Genomic DNA, 22,361 nt, shown 5'->3' on the forward strand with positions numbered 1-22,361 from the left:
GAAGATGCAAAAATATATATGCAGCTTATGCGGTTATATCTATGACCCAGAAATAGGTGATGAAGATAGCGGTATAGCACCAGGAACAGCTTTTAAAGATATTCCAGATGATTGGGTTTGTCCGGTTTGTGCCGCCCAAAAAGATGACTTTGAGTTATATGAAGAGTAATATGGAGACAGATCCTCATCCTCTTGCAGAAGTTGGGGATCTGGATATTACGGAAACTTGTGATTTTTGATTTTGTTACCCTTGCAAATTGTCGTTATTGGTGGTGGGGCTGCGGGATTTTTCGGTGCGATCGCTTGTGCTGAAGCTAATCCCCAAGCTCATGTTACTTTAATTGAAGCCAGTCGTCAACCCTTGGCGAAAGTGCTAATTTCCGGTGGAGGTCGTTGTAATGTTACTCATGCTTGTTTTGAACCACAGCGTTTAGTCCAGAATTACCCTAGAGGTGGTAAAGCCTTATTAGGTGCATTTACCCGCTTTCAACCTTTAGATACTATTGCTTGGTTTGCGGCTCATGGGGTAAACTTAAAAACTGAAGCTGATGGCCGAATGTTCCCCATTACAGATCGAGCGGAAACTATTGCGGAATGTTTGATTAAAGCTGCTTTTGCGGCTAAAATAGAAATCTGCATTGGTACACCTGTAACTGTTGTCACTCGCAAAAATGACAGTTTTGAAATTCTCCTCAAATCAGGAGAAAGTAAAAAATGCGATCGCTTACTTTTGGCTACAGGTAGTAGTTTAGCTGGGTATAAAATCGCTAGGGAATTAGGTCATGAAATTGAACCTCCTGTACCCTCTCTTTTTACCCTGAATATTGCAGATAGTCAATTACGGGAATTAGCAGGAATTAGCGTTAATTCTGTAAATTTACGGTTATCCCTTCCAGGTAAAACCCAATTACAACAAACAGGACCCTTATTAATTACCCATTGGGGTGTAAGTGGTCCAGCAGTGTTGAAACTGTCCGCTTGGAGTGCGAGGATTCTCCATGACCACCGCTATCAATGTCAATTATTAATCAATTGGTTGCCGGAATTATCACAGGAGGAAGTGAGAGAAAAACTTTTAAATGTAAAATCGACATGGGGAAAAAAAGCGATCGCCTTACATCGTGGTGTAGAATTACCTCATCGTCTTTGGCAATATCTGATTAACCGTGTCAATATTACCACAGAAGATCGTTGGGCAGCCATATCTAATAAAACTTTAAATCAGCTAGTCCAGGAAATATCTCAGGGAGAATACGCAATTAAAGGTAAAGGTGTATTTAAAGAAGAATTTGTCACTTGTGGAGGTATCAACCTCAAAGAAGTTAACTTTAAAACAATGGAAAGTAAATTAGTACCGGGCTTGCATTTTGCGGGGGAAATATTAGATATTGATGGCATCACTGGTGGCTTTAACTTCCAAAGTGCTTGGACAACCGCATATTTAGCTGGTCAGTCCATGATCAAAACAACACAAGACAATTAACCTATTTCTGGCTTTGGGCTTTTGCGTGAGACAAAAATCTGTAGAAATTTTTAGTAAATAATTATGAAATTAAGTAAAATCATCAGCCAACTTGGCCAAGCTGTTAAAGCCGAAAGCCTGACTATACAACCAGATCAGGATTTAGAAATTACTGGAGTTGCTGCCATAGATGAAGCTAAATCTGGTACTTTGAGTTATGTAGAAGGGACAAAATTCGCGTCTTTGATTGATTCTACCGGTGCAAGTGCTTTGATTTTACCAGAAGATGAAAAATTGCAAATCCAAGCAACGGCCAGGGGTATTGCATGGTTAACAACTACAGAACCACGCTTACTATTTGCCAAAGCGATCGCTCTATTCTATCAACCATACCATCCTAGTGCAGAAATTCATCCTACCGCAGTTATTCACCCCACAGCCCACATCGGGAATAATGTTTATATTGGTCCTCATGTCGTCATTTCTCAAGGTGTGGAAATTGGCAATTTGGCCATAATTCACCCCAATGTCGTTATTTATCCAGAAGTGAAAATAGGCAATCATACCATCCTACACGCTAATTGTACCATTCATGAACGAAGTTTAATTGGTGCAGATTGCGTCATTCATAGCGGCGCTGTCATTGGTGCAGAAGGCTTTGGTTTTGTTCCTACCCCCACAGGTTGGTTAAAAATGGAACAATCTGGTTATACTGTTTTAGAGGATGGAGTCGAAGTAGGTTGTAATACAGCCATAGACCGTCCCGCAGTGGGAGAAACGAGAATTGGTAAAAATACCAAAATTGATAATTTAGTCCAGATAGGACATGGTAGTAAAATCGGGGCTGGTTGCGCCATAGCAGGTCAAGCAGGTATGGCTGGAGGTGTAAAAGTTGGAAATGGGGTAATTTTAGCTGGACAAGTGGGAATTGCCAATCAGGTAAAAATTGGAGACAGAGCCATAGCTTCGGCTCAAAGTGGTGTCCACAAAGACGTAGCACCGGGGGAAATTGTTTCTGGTACTCCAGCGGTATCCCACAAAATATACCTGAAAGCATCGGCAATTTATAGCCGATTACCGGAAATATATCAATTTTGTCAACGATTACAACGAAAATTAGGTAATGGGTAAGAATTTTCGAGAATTTTAAATTCCGCCGTGAGGTATAGTTATTTTAAGAATTTTTTCAGTAGACTCAAACTATGAAAAAGCTGATTAATCGGCCAGAAAACTTCGTCCGGGAAAGTCTCCAGGGTATGATGTTAGCACATAGGGATTTAATTAAAATCAACTATGAGCCGACATTTGTTTATAGAGCCGACGCTCCCATACAGGGAAAGGTAGCTATTATCTCTGGAGGTGGTAGTGGTCACGAACCCATGCACAGCGGCTTTGTTGGTCAAGGAATGCTAGATGCTGCTTGTCCTGGAGAGATTTTTACCTCACCCACCCCTGACCAAATGTTAGCAGCCTCAACACAGGTAGATGGTGGCGCTGGTATTCTTTATATTGTTAAAAATTATAGCGGTGATGTGATGAACTTTGAAATGGCTATAGAATTAGCTCATAGTCAAGGTATCCGCACTGCCAATATTTTAATTGATGATGATATAGCTGTTAAAGATAGTCTTTATACTCAAGGCCGACGGGGTGTAGGCACAACAGTATTAGCAGAAAAAATTTGTGGAGCAGCAGCAGCAGAAGGATATAATTTACATCAATTGGCAGATTTGTGTAGAAAAGTGAATGTCAATGGTAGAAGTATGGGTATAGCTTTGAGTTCCTGTACAGTTCCTGAAAGAGGAACACCTACTTTTATTTTAGGTGACGATGAAATAGAATTAGGAATTGGTATTCATGGAGAACCAGGAAGAGAACGAGTTCCCCGGAAATCAGGTGATGAAATTACGGAGATTTTAGTAAATTCTCTTATTAGAGATACAAATTATAGTCGGATAGTCCGGGAGTGGGATGATAAAATTGGCTGGGTAGATTTGGAACTATTAAATAAACCATTGCAAAAAGGCGATCGCCTCTTGGCTTATGTTAATAGTATGGGTGGGACTTCCATTGCGGAACTCTATCTCGTCTATCGTCAACTCGCAGAAATCTGTGAATTGGAAGGACTGCAAATCGTGCGAAATCTAATTGGACCCTACATGACATCATTAGATATGCAAGGTTGCTCCATCACACTGCTAAAATTGGATGATGAGATGATCCGTCTTTGGGATAGACCAGTCAAAACGCCAAGTTTACGCTGGGGGGTTTAAAATGGTTACTCAGGTGCAAATCATCGCCTGGTTACAAGTGTTTGCTCATGTAATTGAGCATCATAAGGAGCAGTTGACAGAATTAGATGCAGCCATAGGTGATGCTGATCACGGTATTAATATGGATCGTGGGTTTAAAAAAATTACCAATATTTTACCCAGTTTTGCCGATCAAGATATTAGCAGTATTTTGAAAACTGTGGGTATGACCTTAATTTCTAGTATTGGTGGTGCCAGTGGTCCATTGTATGGAACTTGGTTTTTAAGAGCCAGTAAAGTCACAAATGGGAAAAAAGAATTAACAGCAGCGGATCTGCTGGAATTACTAAAATCTGGTTTAGATGGTGTAATTGAGCGTGGTAAGGCACAGTTGGGAGATAAAACAATGGTGGATGTATTATCTCCTGCTGTTACAGCTTTTGAACAGGCAATCAGAGATAACTCAAATACTGTTGTCGCTTTAGAGGCATCTGTCACAGCGGCAGAACAGGGATTAAAACAGACTATACCGATGTTAGCAAAAAAGGGTAGAGCGAGTTATTTAGGCGATCGCAGTATCGGACATCAAGATCCCGGTGGTACTTCCGCTTACTGGATGTTGCGGAGTTTATTGGAAGTGGTAGAAGGTTCTGAGGATTAATAGACTGGGAATTAATTCCCAGTCTCATAGCGAAGGTCTAATTTAACTAGGTGGGACAATAGGATCATCATCATCCCCTGCGTAATTAGTAAGGGATGACGAAATTCTGTATAATAATCGTGATTGCACTTGTATAGTTCTGAAGGTATCATCTTCTCTGTTGACTTTCGCAACCTGGGAAGCCAAGATTCCGCGATCATCAAGATTAGTCATTAACTGTTGGCAAACCATAGTAACCTCTTTTTTTGTCCTTACATAAAAAAGTATCTATGACGGCCATTTGATTGTCATCACTAAGTTACTTCAGTGATAAAGTTAATAAAGTTAATAAAGTTAATGCAAATTAAGATACAATCCAGAATATTCTGTGGAGGGAGAACTGGACTATGGATGAACTGGTCATACTATTAAAAGATTGGGTGCAGCGCTTAAAAGGAATAGATCTAAATTTAGATCCTTGTGAAGAAGCAATTTTAAAATATTCTTTGGCAGGAAAATCTTACAGCAAGATGAGTGATGATATTCCGAATTACGAATTAAGCACTATAGCGAATATAAAAGCCCCCAAATTATTCAAACGCTTGCGGGAAGTCACAGACACAGATATTAACAAAAAGAATTGCAAGTTAGTTTTAACACAACTTTTAGAACAAAATAATCAAGAAGTTATAGCAGGAAAAAATAACCATCTTTCAAAGATATTACATAGATCACATCTAAATTTACATGAAGCACCAGATTTCGGTGATTTCTATGGACGTTCTCAAGAACTGAGTGATTTACAAAGATTGATAGTCACAGAAAACAGTCGTGTGGTGGGGGTTTTGGGGATGAGCAAGATTGGTAAAACCGCACTGGTAAGAGAGTTAGTTGAAAATATTTACAGGCATTTTGATTATGTCATTTGGAAGAGTCTTGAGTATTCCCCCGGGTTGGAAGAGATTTTGACTGAGATAGAACGTTATTTCCCAGCCCACAATCCAGAAACAAATATAAATAATAGAATTAGTCATCTAATTAATCACTTAAATCAGCATCGTTGTTTGCTAATTTTTGATAAATGGGAAGCAGTAACAGGAAATGGTGAAGCATCGGCACAACAACAAGAAAATTACTCTAATTATGAAAAATTTTTGTCAAAAGTTGGGGAATCAAAACATAAAAGCTGCTTGATTTTTATGAGTATACACAAACCTAGTATCATGGATTTACTTCTGAACAGAAAAAATATTAATGAGTTGTCATTATCTGGATTAAAAAATCAAGAAGCCAAAGCTCTATTGACAAACTTGGGACTTTTTGAACCCGGAATTCAAGCACTGATTAAATGCTGCCAAGGACATCCGTTAGCTTTGAATTTGGCCGCTGAAATGATTAAAAATATCCATAATGGTCAAATTCCTAAATTCCTAGAAGGAACAATTTTTATGCACGATGTCATGCTTGGTATATTAGATAAACAATTTTCTTATTTGTTAAATTTAGAAAGAAATATTATCAAAAAATTAGCTGCTGAACCAGAACCAAAATTAACGCATCAAATATTTAAATATTTTCCCTCTATCCCTCAAGCAGAAATTACTCAAGCTGTCAATAAGTTATGGCAAATTCGTTTAATCGAAAAGGGAGAAATACAAGAATCTGAAGCCCTTTGGATTCTAAATCCTTTAATTAAAAAATATATAAAAAGACGTTATCACTAAAAGGCTAAGTTCAATGAGAAATTTCCGCATAAAAATTCGTAAAGGCTCAATCTTGATCAAAGGATTATCATTAATTTTGCTGATCGGTTTTGTTGCTTGGGGATATTGGATTATTAACCCAAGATTTATTCAACAGATAGTAGAGATATTAGATATTACTCCCACTTGGTGCAAAAATTTTGAATTAAATGATAATTTCTCCTGTGGAGAAGAAAGTCTTTTCACTCAAGAAAAATTCCCATTTTTTTTAGAAGGTAAATTTCAACAAGCTGTTGATTTTTTTACTAATGAGAGAAAAAAAGATCAAAATAACCCGGAAACTTTGATCTACCTGAATAATGCCAAATTGATGCAGAAAGGCAGAAAAAGTTACACCATTGCTGTCGTTATTCCTATTAATCAGGATGCTCGAGATTTCGCAGAATCTATTTTAAGAGGTGTTGCACAAGTTCAAGAAGATTTTAACCAAAATACTAATTATCCCGGTCTAAAAATCGTTATTGTTAATGATGCAAATGATCCTAAAACAGTTAATGACTTAGCTCAACGTCTGCTATCTAAAGATGACATAGTGGCAGTTATGGGACATTATACATCCGAACTCACTAAAGAAGCTTTACCTGTTTATCAACACCAGGAAGTTGTTGTTATTTCTGCATCTGCTACAGCTTTACGCGAAACTATTTTAGACGGTAAGAAATATCCCAAAAATTTCTTCTTTCGGACTGTTTCTAGTGTTAAGGTTCAGACTCCCATGTTAATTGAGAAATTGCAATTATCCCAATTAAATACTGGAGAAAAAGTAGCTATTTTTTACACACCAACTAGCACTTATAGTAAATCTGCCTTTGAAGAATTTCGTAATCAATTGGGTGCAAATAAGATCATTGAAAGAGATATATCTATCTCTACTTTTATTGCTAATAATACCTTAAATGACGTTAAGAAACAAGGAGCTAAGGCACTTATTCTCATTCCTGATGGTCGGGTAAATTCTAACAGTATTAAAAACACTTTAAGCTTAATTGATGTTAATCAAGATCAACTACCAATGGCAGGTCAATCGGTTCTCTATGATACTCAAATACTCAATCGAAAAAATATTGTTAAAAAGCTTTTGCTCATCACTCATTGGCATCGTTTAACCAGTCCTAATCAGGAGATGCTTCGCACAGCTAAAGAAGTTTGGGGAACAAGTTCTATAAATGATAAAACCGCAATGTCCTATGATGCTACCTTGGTTTTAACAAAGGCTCTAGAAAAGGTGTCTATAGAAGATCCTTTGCAAGAACAACGATTGGATATACGGGAGCAATTAACCACCTTAAAAGTGACGGGAGGAGCTTCAGGAACTATTTCTTTTGATGACAATGGAGATAGGAAAGAAAACATTTCCCAAATCATCCGTGTTGTCTCTACCGAATGTTCAACCTTTGGGGCTACTTTTGTGCCGATTAACTATAATAAAGCTATAGATTGTCTATAAAATGATAAACTATGAAAATAAACAAGAGAGAAAAACTATGATTGAGCCAGGAGATTTTATCAGCGGTCGTTATTATATTATTCAAGAACTAGGAGACGGAGGTTTTGCTAAGACATTTGAAGCAGATGATTGCGTGAATGGTGATCATAAAGTCATCAAGATTTTAAATTTGGATTACTCCAGTAATCCCAAAATCCTGAAACTATTTGAACAGGAATATAGGGTATTAAGTAATTTAAATCATCCCGGAATACCCAAGGTAGAAATTGATGGATATCTTAAATTTTCATGTCCTCACACTCAAGAAATTTTACATGGTTTAGTCATGGAGAAAATCGAGGGGCAGGATTTGGGCAAATGGCTGAGATTAAATCAAAAAATTGCCAATGAAGCACAAGCTATTGATTGGTTAAAACAATTGACTGATATCTTAGATCATGTTCATAGTCAGAATTATGTGCATCGAGATATTAAACCAGATAACATCATGTTAAAACCTAATGGTCAATTAGTCTTGATTGACTTTGGCATTGTTAAAGAATCTATCCAAAAAACTCAAAGACAAACTATAGCCAATACAATAATTGGAACACTAGGCTATTCTTCACCAGAACAACGACAAGGAACATGGGAATTAAACTATAAATCCGATTTTTTTTCTTTGGGTCGTACTTTTGTTCACTTGCTAACAGCAATTTTTCCCGGCGATCAAAATTTAAAACCAAATTTACTATTTGAGAATGAAGAGTTATTATGGCGAGATCAAGCCATAGGATTTTCCGAACAATTCAAAAATCTCATTGATAATTTAATGGAGTATAACCCCAAAGAAAGACCTAAAAATACCCAAGAAATTTTGTGGTTAATCAAAAAACTTGAAGATAAAAAGCCATTTCCCCCACCAATTGTGTTTTTAAGCTTTACTCTCAATTTCGTTTTTTTGACTTTACTAGCTATGGGAGTTACATTAACTGTAGGGTGGAAAGTTTTATTCCTCGTGATTATCTGTGGGATTGGTGGTTTTTTGGTTACACCTTTGATTAAATATCTTTTTTAAAGATAATTTGCCCAAAATATCTCTCAAAATCCGTAAGTCCGATTAAAGTATGATCAAATATTGAAAACTCTCATGACATGGACTCCCCTTCACGCTAAAATACAGCGTACCATCCACCGCCGTCATCTATTTGAGCGCGACCAACGGCTATTAGTCGCAGTTTCTGGTGGACAAGATTCTTTATGTTTAATTAAATTATTATTAGATATACAACCTAAATGGGCATGGAATTTAGCTATAGCCCATTGTGATCATTGTTGGCGCGAAGATTCCCAGGACAATGCTGATCATGTGGAAAATTTAGCACAAAGTTGGCATATACCCTTTTATCTAGAAACAGCCCATGAACCTGTTAATAGTGAAGCTACAGCCAGAAATTGGCGATATCAAGCTTTAACTAAAATTGCCCAAACTCATCATTATCAATATATAATCACCGGACATACCGCCAGCGATCGCGCAGAAACCCTATTATATAATTTAATTCGTGGTACTGGTGCCGATGGTTTACAAGCTTTAACTTGGCAACGGCCACTAACTGATCATATTATCTTAGTCCGTCCATTGTTAGAAATTACCCGCTCCCAAACCGAGCAGTTTTGTCAAGATTTTAATTTACCCATTTGGGAAGATAGCACCAATCAAAATTTACAATATCCGCGCAACCGCATTCGCCAAGAATTGATACCATACTTAAAGGTAAATTTCCACCCCCAAGTAGAGACAAATTTAGCCCAAACAGCGGAACTGCTTCAAGCTGAGGTAGAATATCTAGAACAGACAGCCCATCATTGGCGGCTAGAAGCCTCAGTAAAGGGTGAGAAACAGGATTTACAGCTAAATCGTCAGATTTTAAAAACATTACCTTTAGCGCTGCAACGTCGGGTAATGCGTCAGGTACTTCAAAAAATATTAACTGAGTCCCCCAACTTTGAACACATTGAGAAGTTAGTAGCTTTAATCACAGCCCCCAATCGTTCCCAAACAGACCCTTTTCCCGGTGGTGTGACAGCCATCGTACAAGGAAACTGGATTTGCATTATTGACGAAACTAGGAAAATATAAATAATAAATAATATATTCCTGTATTTCCGTATTATTGTGCCTGTAATTAGTTTTTAGATGGGAGTGGGGGGACTTGAACCCCCACGACCGTTTAAGGTCAACGGATTTTCATTCTCTTGCAGTTTTCACTACTACTCAGTTGCTCAAGCAATTCTAAGTTTTGAGAATTGGACTCTCTCTTTACCCTCGTCTTGACGTTAGGGTAGCTCCCGTCGAGTCTCTGCACCTTCCCATAGTCTTTAACTTGAGAACTTTTCATCTCAAATTTTAGATTTTCCGGGCTTGGCTCAGGATTGCCATATCTATAAACCAAATTTAGGTTATGAGATTTAGGTTTCCCTGAGTTTGAGAGCTTCCACTTGAAAGGTTTCCCTCTCAAGGCTCAATTCCTTAAGTCCGTAGCGTCTACCATTCCGCCACACTCCCGAAGGGTTTTTAGTTTTTTGTGCAGTTTTTCGCCTGCTTGTCTGTTATACCACTAATTACTTTTTTTTGGCAAGTAGATTTTGAAAAAAATTTCTAAAAAATTTAGTTTTTATTTTCCTAACTTGAATATTTGGGACTTGGCCCCAAACAAAACAGAAAGTTAGGCTTTTACTTGCTCAAGTTTCCAGTTTAATGGCTACGTCCCATTATATCATAAATTTAAAATTTTGAGCAAATTAAATTTTCCCGTATCAATAAGTAAAAATTAATACACTAAATTGCTGATTACTGATTCCCTTAATCCCGGCATTCAGCGTATTATGAAGTGAATACACCAAATATAGTTTTCTCAAATTGCGGTAAGGAATATGGTTGTAGCACTACTGTATCTGAGTTTGGCTGGCGCTTATCTGCTGGTGATACCAATTGCTGTCTTTTTCTACTTGAGTTTAAGATGGTATACGGCTGGTTCTGTGGAACGGGTGTTTATGTACTTTTTGGTGTTTTTCTTCTTTCCGGGTTTACTCGTTCTCTCACCATTTGTAAATTTGAACCCCCGTCCGCGCAAAATTGCTTAAATAAAGATTTGGTAGGTCATAAAACTCATGCGACGTATTGACGCGATTGGTATTGGTTTCGGCGTTTTCGTAGCCGGTGGTTTGGCTTATGTGGGTTTGCAGCTAGTAGGTTTAGATAGTCAAAATGCTGGGATCTGGAGCCAGGTATTCTTGATAGCGGGTCTAATTGGCTGGTTATGCACCTATATTTTCCGAGCGATGGGGAATAAAATGACCTACCATCAACAACGAGAGGCTTATGAAACAGCTTTTTTGCAAAAGCGTCTTGATGAACTTTCTCCTGAAGAATTAGCCAAACTACAGGCGAAAATTGAACAAGAAAAAGAATCTCAGGTTTAAGGTTATCATTGTTCAGTTGTCAGTTGTTTCTTTATGTTTCTTTATAAATAACCACTGACCACTGACCACTGACTACTGACTACTGACTAGGTGAAATGACTGCTATTTCTCGTTGCTTTGAAAGTTTGAGACGGAATCAGGAGTGCGCTTTGATTCCCTTTATTACCGCTGGTGATCCAGATTTAGAAACTACAGCTAAAGCTTTGCAGGTTCTAGATCGTTCTGGTGCTGATATGATTGAGTTAGGTGTACCCTATTCTGATCCTTTGGCCGATGGTCCAGTGATTCAAGCCGCTGCTACTCGTGCCTTGCAACGGGGAACAACCCTAGAGCGGGTATTAGAAATGCTTAAATATATTAGCCCAAGCTTGCGATCGCCGATTATCTTATTTACCTATTACAATCCGATTTTACATCGAGGTATTGATAAATTTCTCCAGCAAGTTCAGGAGGCGGGAGTAGCGGGGTTAGTAGTTCCTGATTTGCCTCTAGAAGAGTCAGCAGGGCTAATAAAACCTGCCGCCCAGAGGGGGATAGATTTAATCCTATTGGTAGCTCCTACCAGTGATCATGAGCGGATAAAAGCGATCGCTCGTGCTTCCGGGGGCTTCATCTATTTGGTAAGTGTTACTGGTGTCACCGGTATGCGAACCCAGATGCAAGGACGGGTTTTTGATTTACTCCAAGAAATTCGTCATGTTACAGATAAACCCATTGGTGTGGGTTTTGGTATTTCCGAACCTGAACAAGCGCGGCAAGTAAAGGAATGGGGCGCAGATGCAGCAATTGTGGGTAGTGCTGTGGTCAAGCGACTAGCAGAAGGAACACCAGAACAGGGACTAGAGGCCATTGGTCAGTTTTGCCAAAGTCTCAAGACAGCCCTCAACAATCCCATTTAAACAAAAATAAAAACAGTGTATTTTTTTGTGATTTTCTACTGGACAATTTGACTGTAATAGCGTTAAATAATAACAGCATATATTAGAATAGACCAAAAACTAACTGATACACTGTTTTAAAACTTGAGTTTTACATATAATACGAAGTAGGTAAAAATTATGGGTGTGAGAGTACATCGGTTACATAAGAGTTACTGTTTAGTAGCATTCGGAGGATAACAGCAATGAGTGAAAGTATGGCATTTATTGGCGGAGTTGCTGTAGCTGGGTTAGCGGCTCTAGTCTTGCTTAAAGGGACAAATACCCCCATATCATCAAATTTTGCTGTCAGTCCACAAATGCCAGGAACGGTAATGGCACCCCAGGTAATGCAGCCTTCTGTGCAGTATCCGCCTAATTACGGACAACCAGTATACGCTAATCAACCCCCAACTGCCCCCACTTCTGATCAGCGTCTAGAAATGGAAAAGCAGAAGATGCAGATTGAGAAGTTTAAAAGTGACTATGAACAACTAAAGTTACAAAACCAACAACTCCAACAACAACTGCAAAGTGCTACTCAACAGCAATGGCAAGCCCAATTAGCTAGTCAACAACAAAAAATAGCCGCGCTACCACAACCGGAGCAAAATGATTGGCGAAATTCCCCCATGCTTTGGGCTGTGGGCGGTGCAACATTAACCATTGGTGGGGGTATTGTGGTGGCTGGGGTATTGTCCTTATTTGCGCCAAAACAGCGTCCTGTGCGTACTGTCCAAGTAATTCATCCTTACAATGGATCTACACCGCCTTTAGCACCTGTTCGTCGCGCTGAGTTTTTGCCTTCTTCGCGTATGGAAGCAAGAAGGGTAGAAACCGCAGAATACGACGAAATGCAGTAATAGAGGGCAAACAGCAGAAATTATAAGAATGTAGAGACGTTCCCAGGAAAGTCTCTACAATATCATTAATGTCTGTACCAATATTGGCAACTGCTGTATTCCTAATTTTTTAGTTAAGTAGGTGAACGGAAAAAAACCGACATAAGTAACGAAAAGTAAAGTTGCCCAAAACCTGTACCCTGTACCCTGTACCCTGTCACCTGTCACCTGTCAACTGTCACCTGTCACCTGTACCCTTGTCATAACGACTAGATGATTCTGCTCGCACTTTTCTGGTTTGTTCGAGTATTTTGTCTATATCTTCTTGGGATAAACGTTGAATGTAGTTAATTTTAACTTCTTCTAAAAAGTCATTTAGCAAACTTTGAATTTCTACTAAAACTTGCTTTTGCTGAATTTCTGAAGTGAATGAAGTTGTAAATTTTTCTATTAGCTGAGTAGAAAGTTGTGCCGCCATAGGATCTTTAATAGTATTAGATAAAGCACCATAGATATTATTAGTAATTTGGGTAGCTATTTGTTCACTAATTTGTGTTTGAGCTTTACCTAATCCTGGTAACATGAGAATGTTATTATAGCCAGGTAATTGCTGACAAGCAATTTGAATACTATAGACTAAAATAGCATTTACTTCCGGTTGGATTTTTGGTAATACTTGATTAACCAGTGTTTTAATTAATAATCCTGTCATTGCTTCTACTTCATTGATATTATTGATATCTATGTAAGAACGCACATTTTCTGATTCTAATATCCAGCGTGTAATCTCACCTCGTTGAATTGAACCTTGAACTTGATTAATTACTTGAACTACGACAATTTCTGTAATTTCTTCCGCAAAATTAGCCAGAATACCTTGATGAATTTGTCTTCTGACTAAGTGAAAATCAACCAGCTTTGTTTGATCAAGTCGCACTGTCACTGGAATAACTCGTAACCAGCGCCAAATTGGTATTATTAATAATAAATCATACCAACGCCAGAGAATTGCTTCTAACCAACTTAAATGACTATATCTACGTTTTATAAAAAAAGTCCGTCCGCATAATTCTATAGTAAATAGAACCACAAAAGGTAAATCAATTTTCCAAAAATTATTCAGAAATTCCCCATTTTCATCAATTTTACGATAATAGTTGATCGCAATTCCCGGGCTAATTCTCTCGCGGAAAAAATCTATTTCTTGATTCCAATCATGTTTAGATAAATATTCCTGACTCCAAAAAGTATTAAATGCAGCTTTTGCAGATTTTTCTCCGATATGTTCCCGCATTCGGTTTTTAATTTTTTCCAGAGTTCCACTTTTTCCTGCTCCAGCAAAAGGATTAGTTTCAATCATCTCTTGACTAAGAAAACGGAGGTTTTCTAACTTAGTTTTGACTGGCAATGAGTTTAACCCTGTTTGAGTTATCTGTGCTTCTAATTCCTCTACTGCTTGTAAATATTGTTTGGTATCACGATGAGATTCAATACCTTTAATGGGGTCATAAAATCGAGTAATTCCAGGAAGTCTGCGGAAGTAAAAATCTCGCCAGGGTACGTAACTTAAATCCAATAAAACTAATATTAAGTTCAAACTGGCGGTAATGGCCATTAATCTTTCAAACCAGAGGTTTCTTGGCTGGTAAATTCTTAATTTGTTCATCATTTTTTATATATAGTTTTTATATATAGTAAATTCTGAGTTTATGGCATACAATAACATCAGTTTGAAAACTAATTTTCTAGCTGTTGTCTATTTATAATAATACCATAATTCTTCCTCAATGCAGATAATTTTGACTATCCTCACTGGTAATTTACCTAACTTTTAATATATATACTTCACGCTTAAATTTTTATGAGTTTTAGATCATCTTGATTAAGATATATTTAATTAAATATAATCTATCTACAATAGATATTAATTATTGACAAAGCATCCTAAATGTGAAAAAAATCTTCACCTTATTGACTTTTATTTCTAAAAAAGATAAAGTCTCTTTAGGAAATTAGTTGCAATAAATTTGCAAAAATATTGAAAATAATTCTTAATGGAGTAGAAAGATGAAAGTGTGTAAAAAAAGTCTGTATAGCCTTTCTGGAGGGTTATTAGCGTTAATGGGAATGGCTTGGACTAGTTCAGGGTTTTTGCCAATTGCGATCGCTCAATATCCCACAAAACAAGCAAAAACAGGCTTAATTGCTCAAAAAATGCAAGATATAACTATAATTTTTCCTAGCCGTTCTGATTCTACTGACTTGCAAAATAAAGCTAATAGTGTGGCCAAATTTTTATCAAAAGAATTAGGAATATCTGTCAAAGCGCAAGTAGGTGATGAAACAGCCGCAGTAGAGGCTTTAAGAGCAAATAGGGCTGATGTAGCATTTTTAAGCAGTCGTTCCGCGTTAAAAGCAGAACAATTAGCAAATTCTCGGTTATATTTGGCTGAAGTTCGCAAAAATTACTCTGGAAGATACACTTATAATTCTATTTTTGTTGTTCCTAAAAATAGTGAATTAAAAAGTAAAAATTCCGGGAAAGCAACCCTAGAACAACTAAGAGGAAAAACCATGGCTTTCACTTCTCCTACCTCTGGTTCTGGATTTATTTTTCCAGTTAGTGAACTAGTAAAACAGGGTTTTGTTCCTAATCGTGACCGTTTAGATAGTTTTTTTGGTAAAGTTAGTTATGGTGGGAATTATAGTAAAGCTTTAGATGCTGTAGTTAGAGGTCAAGCTGATGTGGCTGTAGTATCAGAATATGCTCTTTTTCCTCCTTATTTAGCAGCGGAAAATAGAGATAAAATTAGAGTATTACACAAAATATCTGGTGTTCCTGCTCATGGAATTGCGATTGATGATGATGTACCAGTTGTAGTCAGAGAAAATTTGATTAATGCTTTTGTAAAGTTAAATAAATCAGAAAATAATCAATTATTAACTGGTTTATATAATTCCACAGAATTGGTAAGAATTGATCATAATCGTCATCTGCTACCAGTGCGAGAAGCATTAAAAAATACAGGAATAGAACCATAAATAGGAGAGAATAAATACACAAGCGATTAGAAAACGCCGTTACACAGACAAAACCTGCTTACGCAGGTTAAAAATCTTTGGTTTTCCATTAGTCCTTTGATTACGAAATTTTGTAATTAGGTTATTTATGACTATTTATCAAGTAAAAAAGACCAATTCCCACTCATTAAATTTATCCAGAAGTAACGTGAATTGCATTGAATGTTCCAATTTAGAGACAGATTATATTTCATCTCTAAAACGTCCAATTTTAAATAAAATTAACTGCAAAATTAATCAAGGTGAATTTGTGGCTTTATTAGGATTGAATGGTGCGGGTAAATCAACATTGTTAAAATCTTTCGTGGGTTTAGTACCTTTAATCAAAGGAGAAATTAAAATCAATGGTGTTTCTTGCTCTCAACAAAAATTACCACAAATTCGTCGAGATGTGGGAATGTTATTTCAAGGAGGGGGATTAATTCGACAATTACCAGCTATTGATAATGTCTTATGTGGAAGATTAGGAGTTAGAAAAAACCGACAAACTTTATTGGGATTTCCTCAAAGCGATCGTAAATTAGCCTTAGAATTATTAACACAATTAGGCTTAAAAGAACACATATATCAAAAAACCAGTAAATTGAGTGGTGGACAACAACAAAAAGTAGCAATTGCTCGCGCATTAATGCAGTCTCCCCAAATACTTTTAGCTGATGAACCTACTACAGGTTTAGATATAATAGCTTCACAACAAGTAATGACAACTTTATCCGAATTACATCAACAAGGTTTAACTATTATTACCGTTTTACATGATTTAACTTTAGCTACAGAATACGCTCAAAGAGCTATTATTTTAGATAAAGGTGAAGTAGTTTATGATGGTAAATGTGAAAATTTACAAGCTCAATTTTCTTGAAAAAAGTATAACCTGATCTCACGCTAAGACGCAAATATCCAAAGAGAAAGAGTTTGATAAATTGTCAGCAGTAGGGTGTGTTAGCACCAGCGTAACGCACCTTATGTATCTACTTAATATTTGCGGCTGAATGCTTACGAAAAATTCAAAATAGAAAATTTTACTTTGTTTAAAAAAATGAAACCCTTTGCTAAGTTACAAATTCTTCATCGTTATCCTTGGTTTGTTCCTTTAGTTATTTTCTTGTTGATGATTGAAGTTTATATCTGGTCTTTACAAGGATTAAAGGTTGATTTTCACTTATTAAAAGATAGTTGGCCTTTTATTACGGATTTTATTTCTCGGCTATTTCCTCCAAATTGGCAAGTTTTAGATATCGCTGTTCAAGGATTAATTGAAACTGTACAAATGTCTGTATGGGGAACAACTATAGGCGCAATTTTATCATTACCAATTGCTATGGCTAGTGCTAATAATATCGCTCCTTTATGGTTAAGATGGATAGCAAATTTACTCCAAAATGCTGTTCGTTCTGTACCCTCAATTATCTTAGGTTTAATCTTTGTCGCTGCTACTGGTTTAGGCGCACCTGCGGGAACATTAGCATTATCAATATATACTATTGGATATCTGGCCAAATTTTATCAACAAGCTATAGAATCAGTAGATCATCGTTCTTTAGAGTCTTTACAAGTTATTGGTGCATCAAGAATGCAAATTGCTCAATATGGTATATTACCGCAAATATTACCGCTAGGACTAGGTTATACTTTATGGATGTTTGAATATAATATCCGTGCGGCTTCGGTTTTAGGAGTGGTTGGCGCTGGGGGGATAGGCTTTCAATTGAAAAGCTATATAGATGGATTTGAATATACTAAAGCGACAACTATGATGTTAGTGCTATTGCTAGTAGTGACAGTTATTGATTGGTTTAGTAGTAAATTAAGGCGTTATTTAGAATCAATGCAGTAACGAGAATTGTCAAACCCAGGAAAAAACACACAAAATCTGATTTCTGGAAAGTCCTGACTGGTTTAGTTTTTCAACTTCAAGGCCTCTGTCGCTGAAATTCCCTCACCTTGAGTACCGAAATACCATAAAGCTGCACCTGCTTCTGCACGAGTTACGGGTTTTTTCGGTTGAAATAAAGTTGTATAGCCAAAAACGCGGCGAATATTTGATTGTTCAGCATTTTGGAAATCAGCTAAAATGGCTTTCAATGCTTTTGGTTCTATATTACCTGCATCTTGAAATCCCCAAGTTTGTTTAACAGCTTCTAAATTAGCACCAGGTAAGGCTTGACGGGTATCTAAAGGAACTTTCCATAATAGTAATTGTTCTCGCGTTAAAGGCGCGTCAGGGCGAAATAAAACCGCTGTTGCATCTCCTGATAAAGTGCTATTAATTAAACCCGTTTCTGCTAATCCCTGAATCAAGGGAAAATCAGCATCTTGAGGCAGTATATCCCTAAAAGCTGGTTGAGTGCTAGGGGATGCTAACCGAATTTGTTTGGCTGGATTATTAGAATACATGGTATTATTGGCATTAACCAACCAGCGAGCATATTCTCGACGGGTGATAATTTTATTAGGTAGAAATTCTTGAGTGGTTTTGGGTTCGATAGAAAATACGCCTAATAATGCTAAATCTTGTATATGCGATCGCCATTCCGGGGGTGCTTTCTGTAGATCAATAAATTCTGGGGTGGCTAAAGTTTCCGATTTGTTAGTTGGTTGGGTGACTATTTTGGTATTATTGGTTTTAGGCAATAGCGGACCAATAAATTGGGGATGATCTGGGGAGGTGACTGGATTAGTAGCTGTAGTTTGGGAATGAGACGAATATTCAATTAATAATTTCGTCGCTGTTTGGGTTTGTGGCTGAATTGTCACAGTAATGAGTAAATCATTACGTCGGGCTGTAAAAGTACCCTGCACATCGTCTTCCGGCTGTTGGACAAGCCAATTTTGAGCCTGAAATTGTTGACGATAAAAACTGGTAATTAAATTACTAGGATCAGCACTTTGCCAACGAATTGAGATTTTATTTTCAGAATTAGCTGGTGTAACTTCTTTTAATTCAGCATTGGGATAAATCGGAAGATCTGGGGGAAAATCAGCCGGTAACTTAATTGTTGATGTGTTTGGGTCTGGTGTTACTTGCTGACTAGTCGGTTTAGCAAAGGGAACAGGAGTATTTTGCAGCCGAGGATCAGCAGCCAATGATTGTTCCAGGTTTTTGGCAGATGGACTGTTGGTACAAGCTGTTAAGGAAGATAGTAAAACAGCTAAACTCAAGAAAGCAGCAGGGTAGTTACGGAAAAACACAAAGAAATCACAAATTGATTTTCACCTTCTACCCTAGCATTTTTAACAACAGGTAAAAGACAAATTCGATTTGATGGGCATCTAGTGGCAAATTCGGGCTAATAGGTGTAAAAATCCAGGTAAAAGTCGGCAAAATTCCGCAAAAATTCGTCTGATGTCAAAAACCTAAATCGGACTACAGTAGGAAAAATCTAAAATAGATATTAAATTGGAAAAAACAACGGCCATCGACCAACGTTAGTTAGTCCATTTTATTTTCTGTAAAGCGTCGCCAGGTTGTTACCAGTGCTGAAACAAGATGTCATGCAAGTTTCCCAGGATCAGCCTAACTATTCTGAGGCTCCACTCCAATTGTTGCTGTTTGTTGATGGACGACCTAAGTCTCGACAACAAGTACAGCGAATTCGCGCTTACTTAAAAGAATTAGAGGCTGTGTATAGTTTTGAACTACAACTTATTGATGTTGAACAACAGCCTTATTTAGCGGAACACTTTAAGTTAATAGCAACTCCTGCTTTGGTGAAAATTCATCCAGAACCACAACAGACTATCGCTGGTACTAATATCATCCCGCAGTTAAAAACTTGGTGGCCGCGTTGGCAAACCACAGTAGATACGTTTTTGAAATTACAGGAGGATTTACAAGAACGTCTGGATGAAAAGAATCAAGTAATATCACCTAAGTATACTATTCATTCTGTTGCTACTTCATCTGCATTGATTCAACTCTCAGATGAAATTTTTCGGCTAAAGCAGGAAAAGGAAAAACTACAAGAACAGCTACAGTTTAAAGACCGCGTCATTGCCATTTTAGCCCATGACCTCCGCAATCCCCTCACGGCTGCGGCGATCGCTATTGAAACTCTTCAATCTCATTACAATCCAGAAACAGGGGAATTTCCCCGCTTAAAACCAGCCATGGCACTGCATTTATTAAAACAAGCCCGCGCACAAACACGGATTATTGATCGGATGATTGCTGAACTTTTACAAGTAGGGTTTGGTCAAGACACAGAACTACCAATTACACCCCAAAAACTACAATTAGGGGAACTGTGTTTAGAGGTGTTAGAGGAATTGAGCGATCGCTATATTAGCAAATCCCAAACTATAGAAACAGATATTCCTCAAGATTTACCATTAGTGTATGCAGATCCAGCCCGAATTAGGCAAGCATTAATTAATCTTTTAGATAATGCCATCAAATATACACCTGTTGGTGGTATTATCAGTTTGTCGGGACTACATCGCACTACGCAAAAGGTGGAATTTAGTATTGGTGATAGCGGTCCTGGTATTCCTGAAGAAAACCGCGATCGCATTTTTGAGCATCTTTTCCGTCTCCAACGTGATCAAAACGTAGATGGATATGGAATTGGTCTTTGTTTATGTCAACGCATTATCCGCGCTCACTACGGTCAAATTTGGGTGGATTCATCTCCCCACGGTGGTGCATGGTTTCATTTTACTTTGCCAGTATATCCATCGTAGTTATTAGTTATTAGTTAGTTATCAGTGGTAAAACTATTACCCATTACCCATTACCAATTACCAATTACCAATTACCCATTACCAAAAATGCCAAATTCATTAATGTATCAAGAGGACGATTTCGTGGTTTTGGAAACAAATCAACCAGAACAATTTCTCACAGCGGCTGAGTTATTAACAAAACTAGAGGAAATTGTATCACAACTTCCTGATCATGATTTACCGCCAGATGTACAAAAATTCCAGTCTGTCACCGAAAAAGCACGATATTTACTAAATACAAGTTGTAATTTGGATGTTGGACCAGGAAAATATTTACAGTGGTATGCGGTGCGCTTAGAAAAATAAAATCTCTTGAAAATCTCTTGAAAATCTCTTGGTGACTAGAAATCAAAGGGGCAAAAAACGCCTTGGCATCTGGTTTTAATGGGTTTTAATTCATACAATTATAAACAGTAATCATACCAATTTAGTATCTTTTGGTCTGCTATTTATAGCCAATCCAGATTTACCAAAAGACTTAGAAATTAACCCACATTTGCATACACTAAATCCTGAAAAGATTTATGGTTCAGAAGCCAGAGAATATATTGATTATCCCAGTTTATAATTCCCTCAACCGTCTCAACCAATTACACCACTATCAAAGATTTTGAGTTGGATAATTATCCTGAAATAGCTCAAAAAACTGGATTATTAAAAATGGGCTGATCACTATTCTATGAATACTTGAGAAATTGGTTAAAAGAGCCAATTTTCAAATCCTGTACCACGACATAAAAAATACTTCACAGACATTCAAAATTATGGATTTATCAAATTTTACCACACTACAAAATTTAGAATCTGCCTTTGCTGGTGAATCAATGGCAAATCGCAAATACTTATTTTTTGCAGCGGTAGCGCGTCAACTGGGTTTTTCCGATTTAGCGAAACTTTTTAAAGAAACAGCAGATCAAGAAACTGAACACGCTTTCGCACATTTTGAATTATTACATCCTGAACTTGTAGTTAAAAATGCTGCTGCTTTAAATGATGAACAAAAACGGGAAATAATTTCTCGTTGTTTATCTTTAGCCATTGAAGGTGAAACCTATGAATACACTACAATGTATCCCCAATTCGCGGCGGCTGCCCAAAAAGATCGAGATGATTTAGCAGCGGCAGAATTTCTCAACCAAGCTCAAGAATCTAGTGATCATGCTAACACATTTCGCACCGCAGCCCACCGTTTTGGGTTGCTCAAATTCATTGAAAATTATCATGCAGATCGCTATATTGAGGCTTTAGAAGTATTAAATGGTGGAGAAACTATCACCAGAGTAATAAGCGAAGACCCTCACACTCAAAAATGGATTTGTAGACAATGCAGCATGATTTATGATCCTGTTATCGGTGATCCTGATTCGGGAATTGCAGCGGGTACAGCTTTTACTGATATTCCCGATGATTGGAGTTGTCCTATTTGTGGCGCTACTAAAAAGACTTTTAAACCTCTTGAGGAAAAAATGGCGACTAGAAAATAAGTAATAAAGAATATAGGGATGTTCCATAGTTAACTTTCAGCAAATGTACATTAGTCCATGCAGATGATAACAGAGTTTATCAAAGTGTGGACTTTATTTGTCTAGTAGTGAATTATATTTGCAATAATGTATTTTGTTCTATAAATTTATTAATAACTCAAGTTGCTAATTACAGCACTTCCCGGTGTTATGAGGTACAGTAACAACAATTAGTGAACCAATTTTTTAAATGTTGAGGATTCATCAAATCGAGAGCAACAGAAATAACTTTATCAACTATTTC

General features: G+C 37.2%; 22 protein-coding genes. 19 read left to right on the top strand and 3 right to left on the bottom strand.

What is annotated here, in order from left to right:
* Window positions 1-4: 4 nt before the first annotated feature.
* The 5 genes from rd (at window position 5) to dhaL (ending at window position 4,375) form a co-directional block, all read left to right on the top strand.
* Window positions 5-169, top strand: a complete 165-nt coding sequence (rd, locus tag H6F62_RS16420; protein WP_137907347.1) for a rubredoxin — start codon at window positions 5-7, stop codon at window positions 167-169.
* A gap of 72 nt (window positions 170-241) precedes the next feature.
* Window positions 242-1,483: an NAD(P)/FAD-dependent oxidoreductase gene (locus H6F62_RS16425; protein WP_137907370.1), complete on the top strand. Its 1,242-nt coding sequence runs from the start codon at window positions 242-244 to the stop codon at window positions 1,481-1,483.
* Window positions 1,484-1,546: 63 nt separating this feature from the next.
* On the top strand, window positions 1,547-2,593 hold the full coding sequence (gene lpxD / locus H6F62_RS16430) for a UDP-3-O-(3-hydroxymyristoyl)glucosamine N-acyltransferase (RefSeq protein ID WP_190372505.1): 1,047 nt from the start codon (window positions 1,547-1,549) through the stop codon (window positions 2,591-2,593).
* Between the two features lie 71 nt (window positions 2,594-2,664).
* Window positions 2,665-3,735 (top strand): dihydroxyacetone kinase subunit DhaK, encoded by a 1,071-nt coding sequence (gene dhaK, locus H6F62_RS16435; protein ID WP_137907345.1) that lies wholly within the window; start codon window positions 2,665-2,667, stop codon window positions 3,733-3,735.
* A gap of 1 nt (window position 3,736) precedes the next feature.
* Window positions 3,737-4,375, top strand: coding sequence for a dihydroxyacetone kinase subunit DhaL (gene dhaL / locus H6F62_RS16440; RefSeq protein WP_137907344.1), 639 nt, complete (start codon window positions 3,737-3,739; stop codon window positions 4,373-4,375).
* A gap of 42 nt (window positions 4,376-4,417) precedes the next feature.
* On the opposite strand, the gene H6F62_RS16445 is transcribed toward dhaL, so the two are convergent.
* The gene (locus H6F62_RS16445; RefSeq protein WP_137907343.1) at window positions 4,418-4,606 is read right to left on the bottom strand and encodes a hypothetical protein; all 189 of its coding nucleotides are present in this window, start codon (window positions 4,604-4,606) and stop codon (window positions 4,418-4,420) included.
* Between the two features lie 155 nt (window positions 4,607-4,761).
* On the opposite strand from H6F62_RS16445, the gene H6F62_RS16450 reads away from it, so the two are divergent.
* The 8 genes from H6F62_RS16450 (at window position 4,762) to H6F62_RS16485 (ending at window position 12,809) form a co-directional block, all read left to right on the top strand.
* Window positions 4,762-6,078 (top strand): NB-ARC domain-containing protein, encoded by a 1,317-nt coding sequence (locus tag H6F62_RS16450; protein ID WP_137907342.1) that lies wholly within the window; start codon window positions 4,762-4,764, stop codon window positions 6,076-6,078.
* A 13-nt stretch (window positions 6,079-6,091) separates the two neighbouring features.
* A complete protein-coding gene (locus H6F62_RS16455; protein WP_190372506.1) occupies window positions 6,092-7,564 on the top strand; it encodes an ABC transporter substrate-binding protein in 1,473 nt (490 codons plus the stop codon).
* 37 nt (window positions 7,565-7,601) lie between these two features.
* Window positions 7,602-8,621 (top strand): serine/threonine-protein kinase, encoded by a 1,020-nt coding sequence (locus H6F62_RS16460; protein WP_162501180.1) that lies wholly within the window; start codon window positions 7,602-7,604, stop codon window positions 8,619-8,621.
* 72 nt (window positions 8,622-8,693) lie between these two features.
* Window positions 8,694-9,686, top strand: a complete 993-nt coding sequence (gene tilS, locus H6F62_RS16465; RefSeq protein WP_190372507.1) for a tRNA lysidine(34) synthetase TilS — start codon at window positions 8,694-8,696, stop codon at window positions 9,684-9,686.
* 794 nt (window positions 9,687-10,480) lie between these two features.
* The gene (gene ndhL / locus H6F62_RS16470; RefSeq protein WP_137907338.1) at window positions 10,481-10,690 is read left to right on the top strand and encodes an NAD(P)H-quinone oxidoreductase subunit L; all 210 of its coding nucleotides are present in this window, start codon (window positions 10,481-10,483) and stop codon (window positions 10,688-10,690) included.
* 27 nt (window positions 10,691-10,717) lie between these two features.
* On the top strand, window positions 10,718-11,029 hold the full coding sequence (locus H6F62_RS16475; RefSeq protein ID WP_137907337.1) for a DUF3007 family protein: 312 nt from the start codon (window positions 10,718-10,720) through the stop codon (window positions 11,027-11,029).
* Between the two features lie 95 nt (window positions 11,030-11,124).
* A complete protein-coding gene (gene trpA / locus H6F62_RS16480) occupies window positions 11,125-11,928 on the top strand; it encodes a tryptophan synthase subunit alpha (RefSeq protein ID WP_137907336.1) in 804 nt (267 codons plus the stop codon).
* Between the two features lie 224 nt (window positions 11,929-12,152).
* Entirely contained in the window at window positions 12,153-12,809 is a 657-nt protein-coding gene (locus H6F62_RS16485; RefSeq protein WP_190372508.1) for a heterocyst differentiation related protein, read from the top strand.
* Between the two features lie 217 nt (window positions 12,810-13,026).
* On the opposite strand, the gene H6F62_RS16490 is transcribed toward H6F62_RS16485, so the two are convergent.
* On the bottom strand, window positions 13,027-14,454 hold the full coding sequence (locus H6F62_RS16490; protein ID WP_137907369.1) for a hypothetical protein: 1,428 nt from the start codon (window positions 14,452-14,454) through the stop codon (window positions 13,027-13,029).
* A gap of 401 nt (window positions 14,455-14,855) precedes the next feature.
* On the opposite strand from H6F62_RS16490, the gene H6F62_RS16495 reads away from it, so the two are divergent.
* The 3 genes from H6F62_RS16495 (at window position 14,856) to phnE (ending at window position 17,706) form a co-directional block, all read left to right on the top strand.
* Window positions 14,856-15,830: a phosphate/phosphite/phosphonate ABC transporter substrate-binding protein gene (locus tag H6F62_RS16495; protein WP_137907334.1), complete on the top strand. Its 975-nt coding sequence runs from the start codon at window positions 14,856-14,858 to the stop codon at window positions 15,828-15,830.
* Between the two features lie 127 nt (window positions 15,831-15,957).
* Window positions 15,958-16,731 carry an ATP-binding cassette domain-containing protein gene (locus H6F62_RS16500; RefSeq protein ID WP_137907333.1) on the top strand — a complete coding sequence of 258 codons (774 nt, stop codon included), beginning with the start codon at window positions 15,958-15,960 and terminating at the stop codon, window positions 16,729-16,731.
* Between the two features lie 177 nt (window positions 16,732-16,908).
* Complete coding sequence (gene phnE / locus H6F62_RS16505; RefSeq protein WP_137907332.1) at window positions 16,909-17,706, top strand: phosphonate ABC transporter, permease protein PhnE; 798 nt, start codon at window positions 16,909-16,911, stop codon at window positions 17,704-17,706.
* Window positions 17,707-17,768: 62 nt separating this feature from the next.
* Here the strand turns inward: phnE and H6F62_RS16510 are convergent, their stop codons facing one another.
* On the bottom strand, window positions 17,769-19,061 hold the full coding sequence (locus H6F62_RS16510; protein WP_137907331.1) for an S-layer homology domain-containing protein: 1,293 nt from the start codon (window positions 19,059-19,061) through the stop codon (window positions 17,769-17,771).
* Window positions 19,062-19,346: 285 nt separating this feature from the next.
* On the opposite strand from H6F62_RS16510, the gene H6F62_RS16515 reads away from it, so the two are divergent.
* From H6F62_RS16515 to H6F62_RS16525, 3 genes are all read left to right on the top strand, one after another.
* Window positions 19,347-20,552, top strand: a complete 1,206-nt coding sequence (locus H6F62_RS16515; RefSeq protein WP_190372509.1) for a histidine kinase — start codon at window positions 19,347-19,349, stop codon at window positions 20,550-20,552.
* Window positions 20,553-20,639: 87 nt separating this feature from the next.
* A complete protein-coding gene (locus H6F62_RS16520; RefSeq protein WP_137907367.1) occupies window positions 20,640-20,900 on the top strand; it encodes a chlororespiratory reduction protein 7 in 261 nt (86 codons plus the stop codon).
* A gap of 458 nt (window positions 20,901-21,358) precedes the next feature.
* Entirely contained in the window at window positions 21,359-22,078 is a 720-nt protein-coding gene (locus H6F62_RS16525) for a rubrerythrin family protein (RefSeq protein WP_190372510.1), read from the top strand.
* Window positions 22,079-22,361 lie beyond the last annotated feature (283 nt).

Source organism: Anabaena sp. FACHB-1391, from assembly GCF_014696755.1.
GTDB classification, from domain to species: domain Bacteria; phylum Cyanobacteriota; class Cyanobacteriia; order Cyanobacteriales; family Nostocaceae; genus Dolichospermum; species Dolichospermum planctonicum.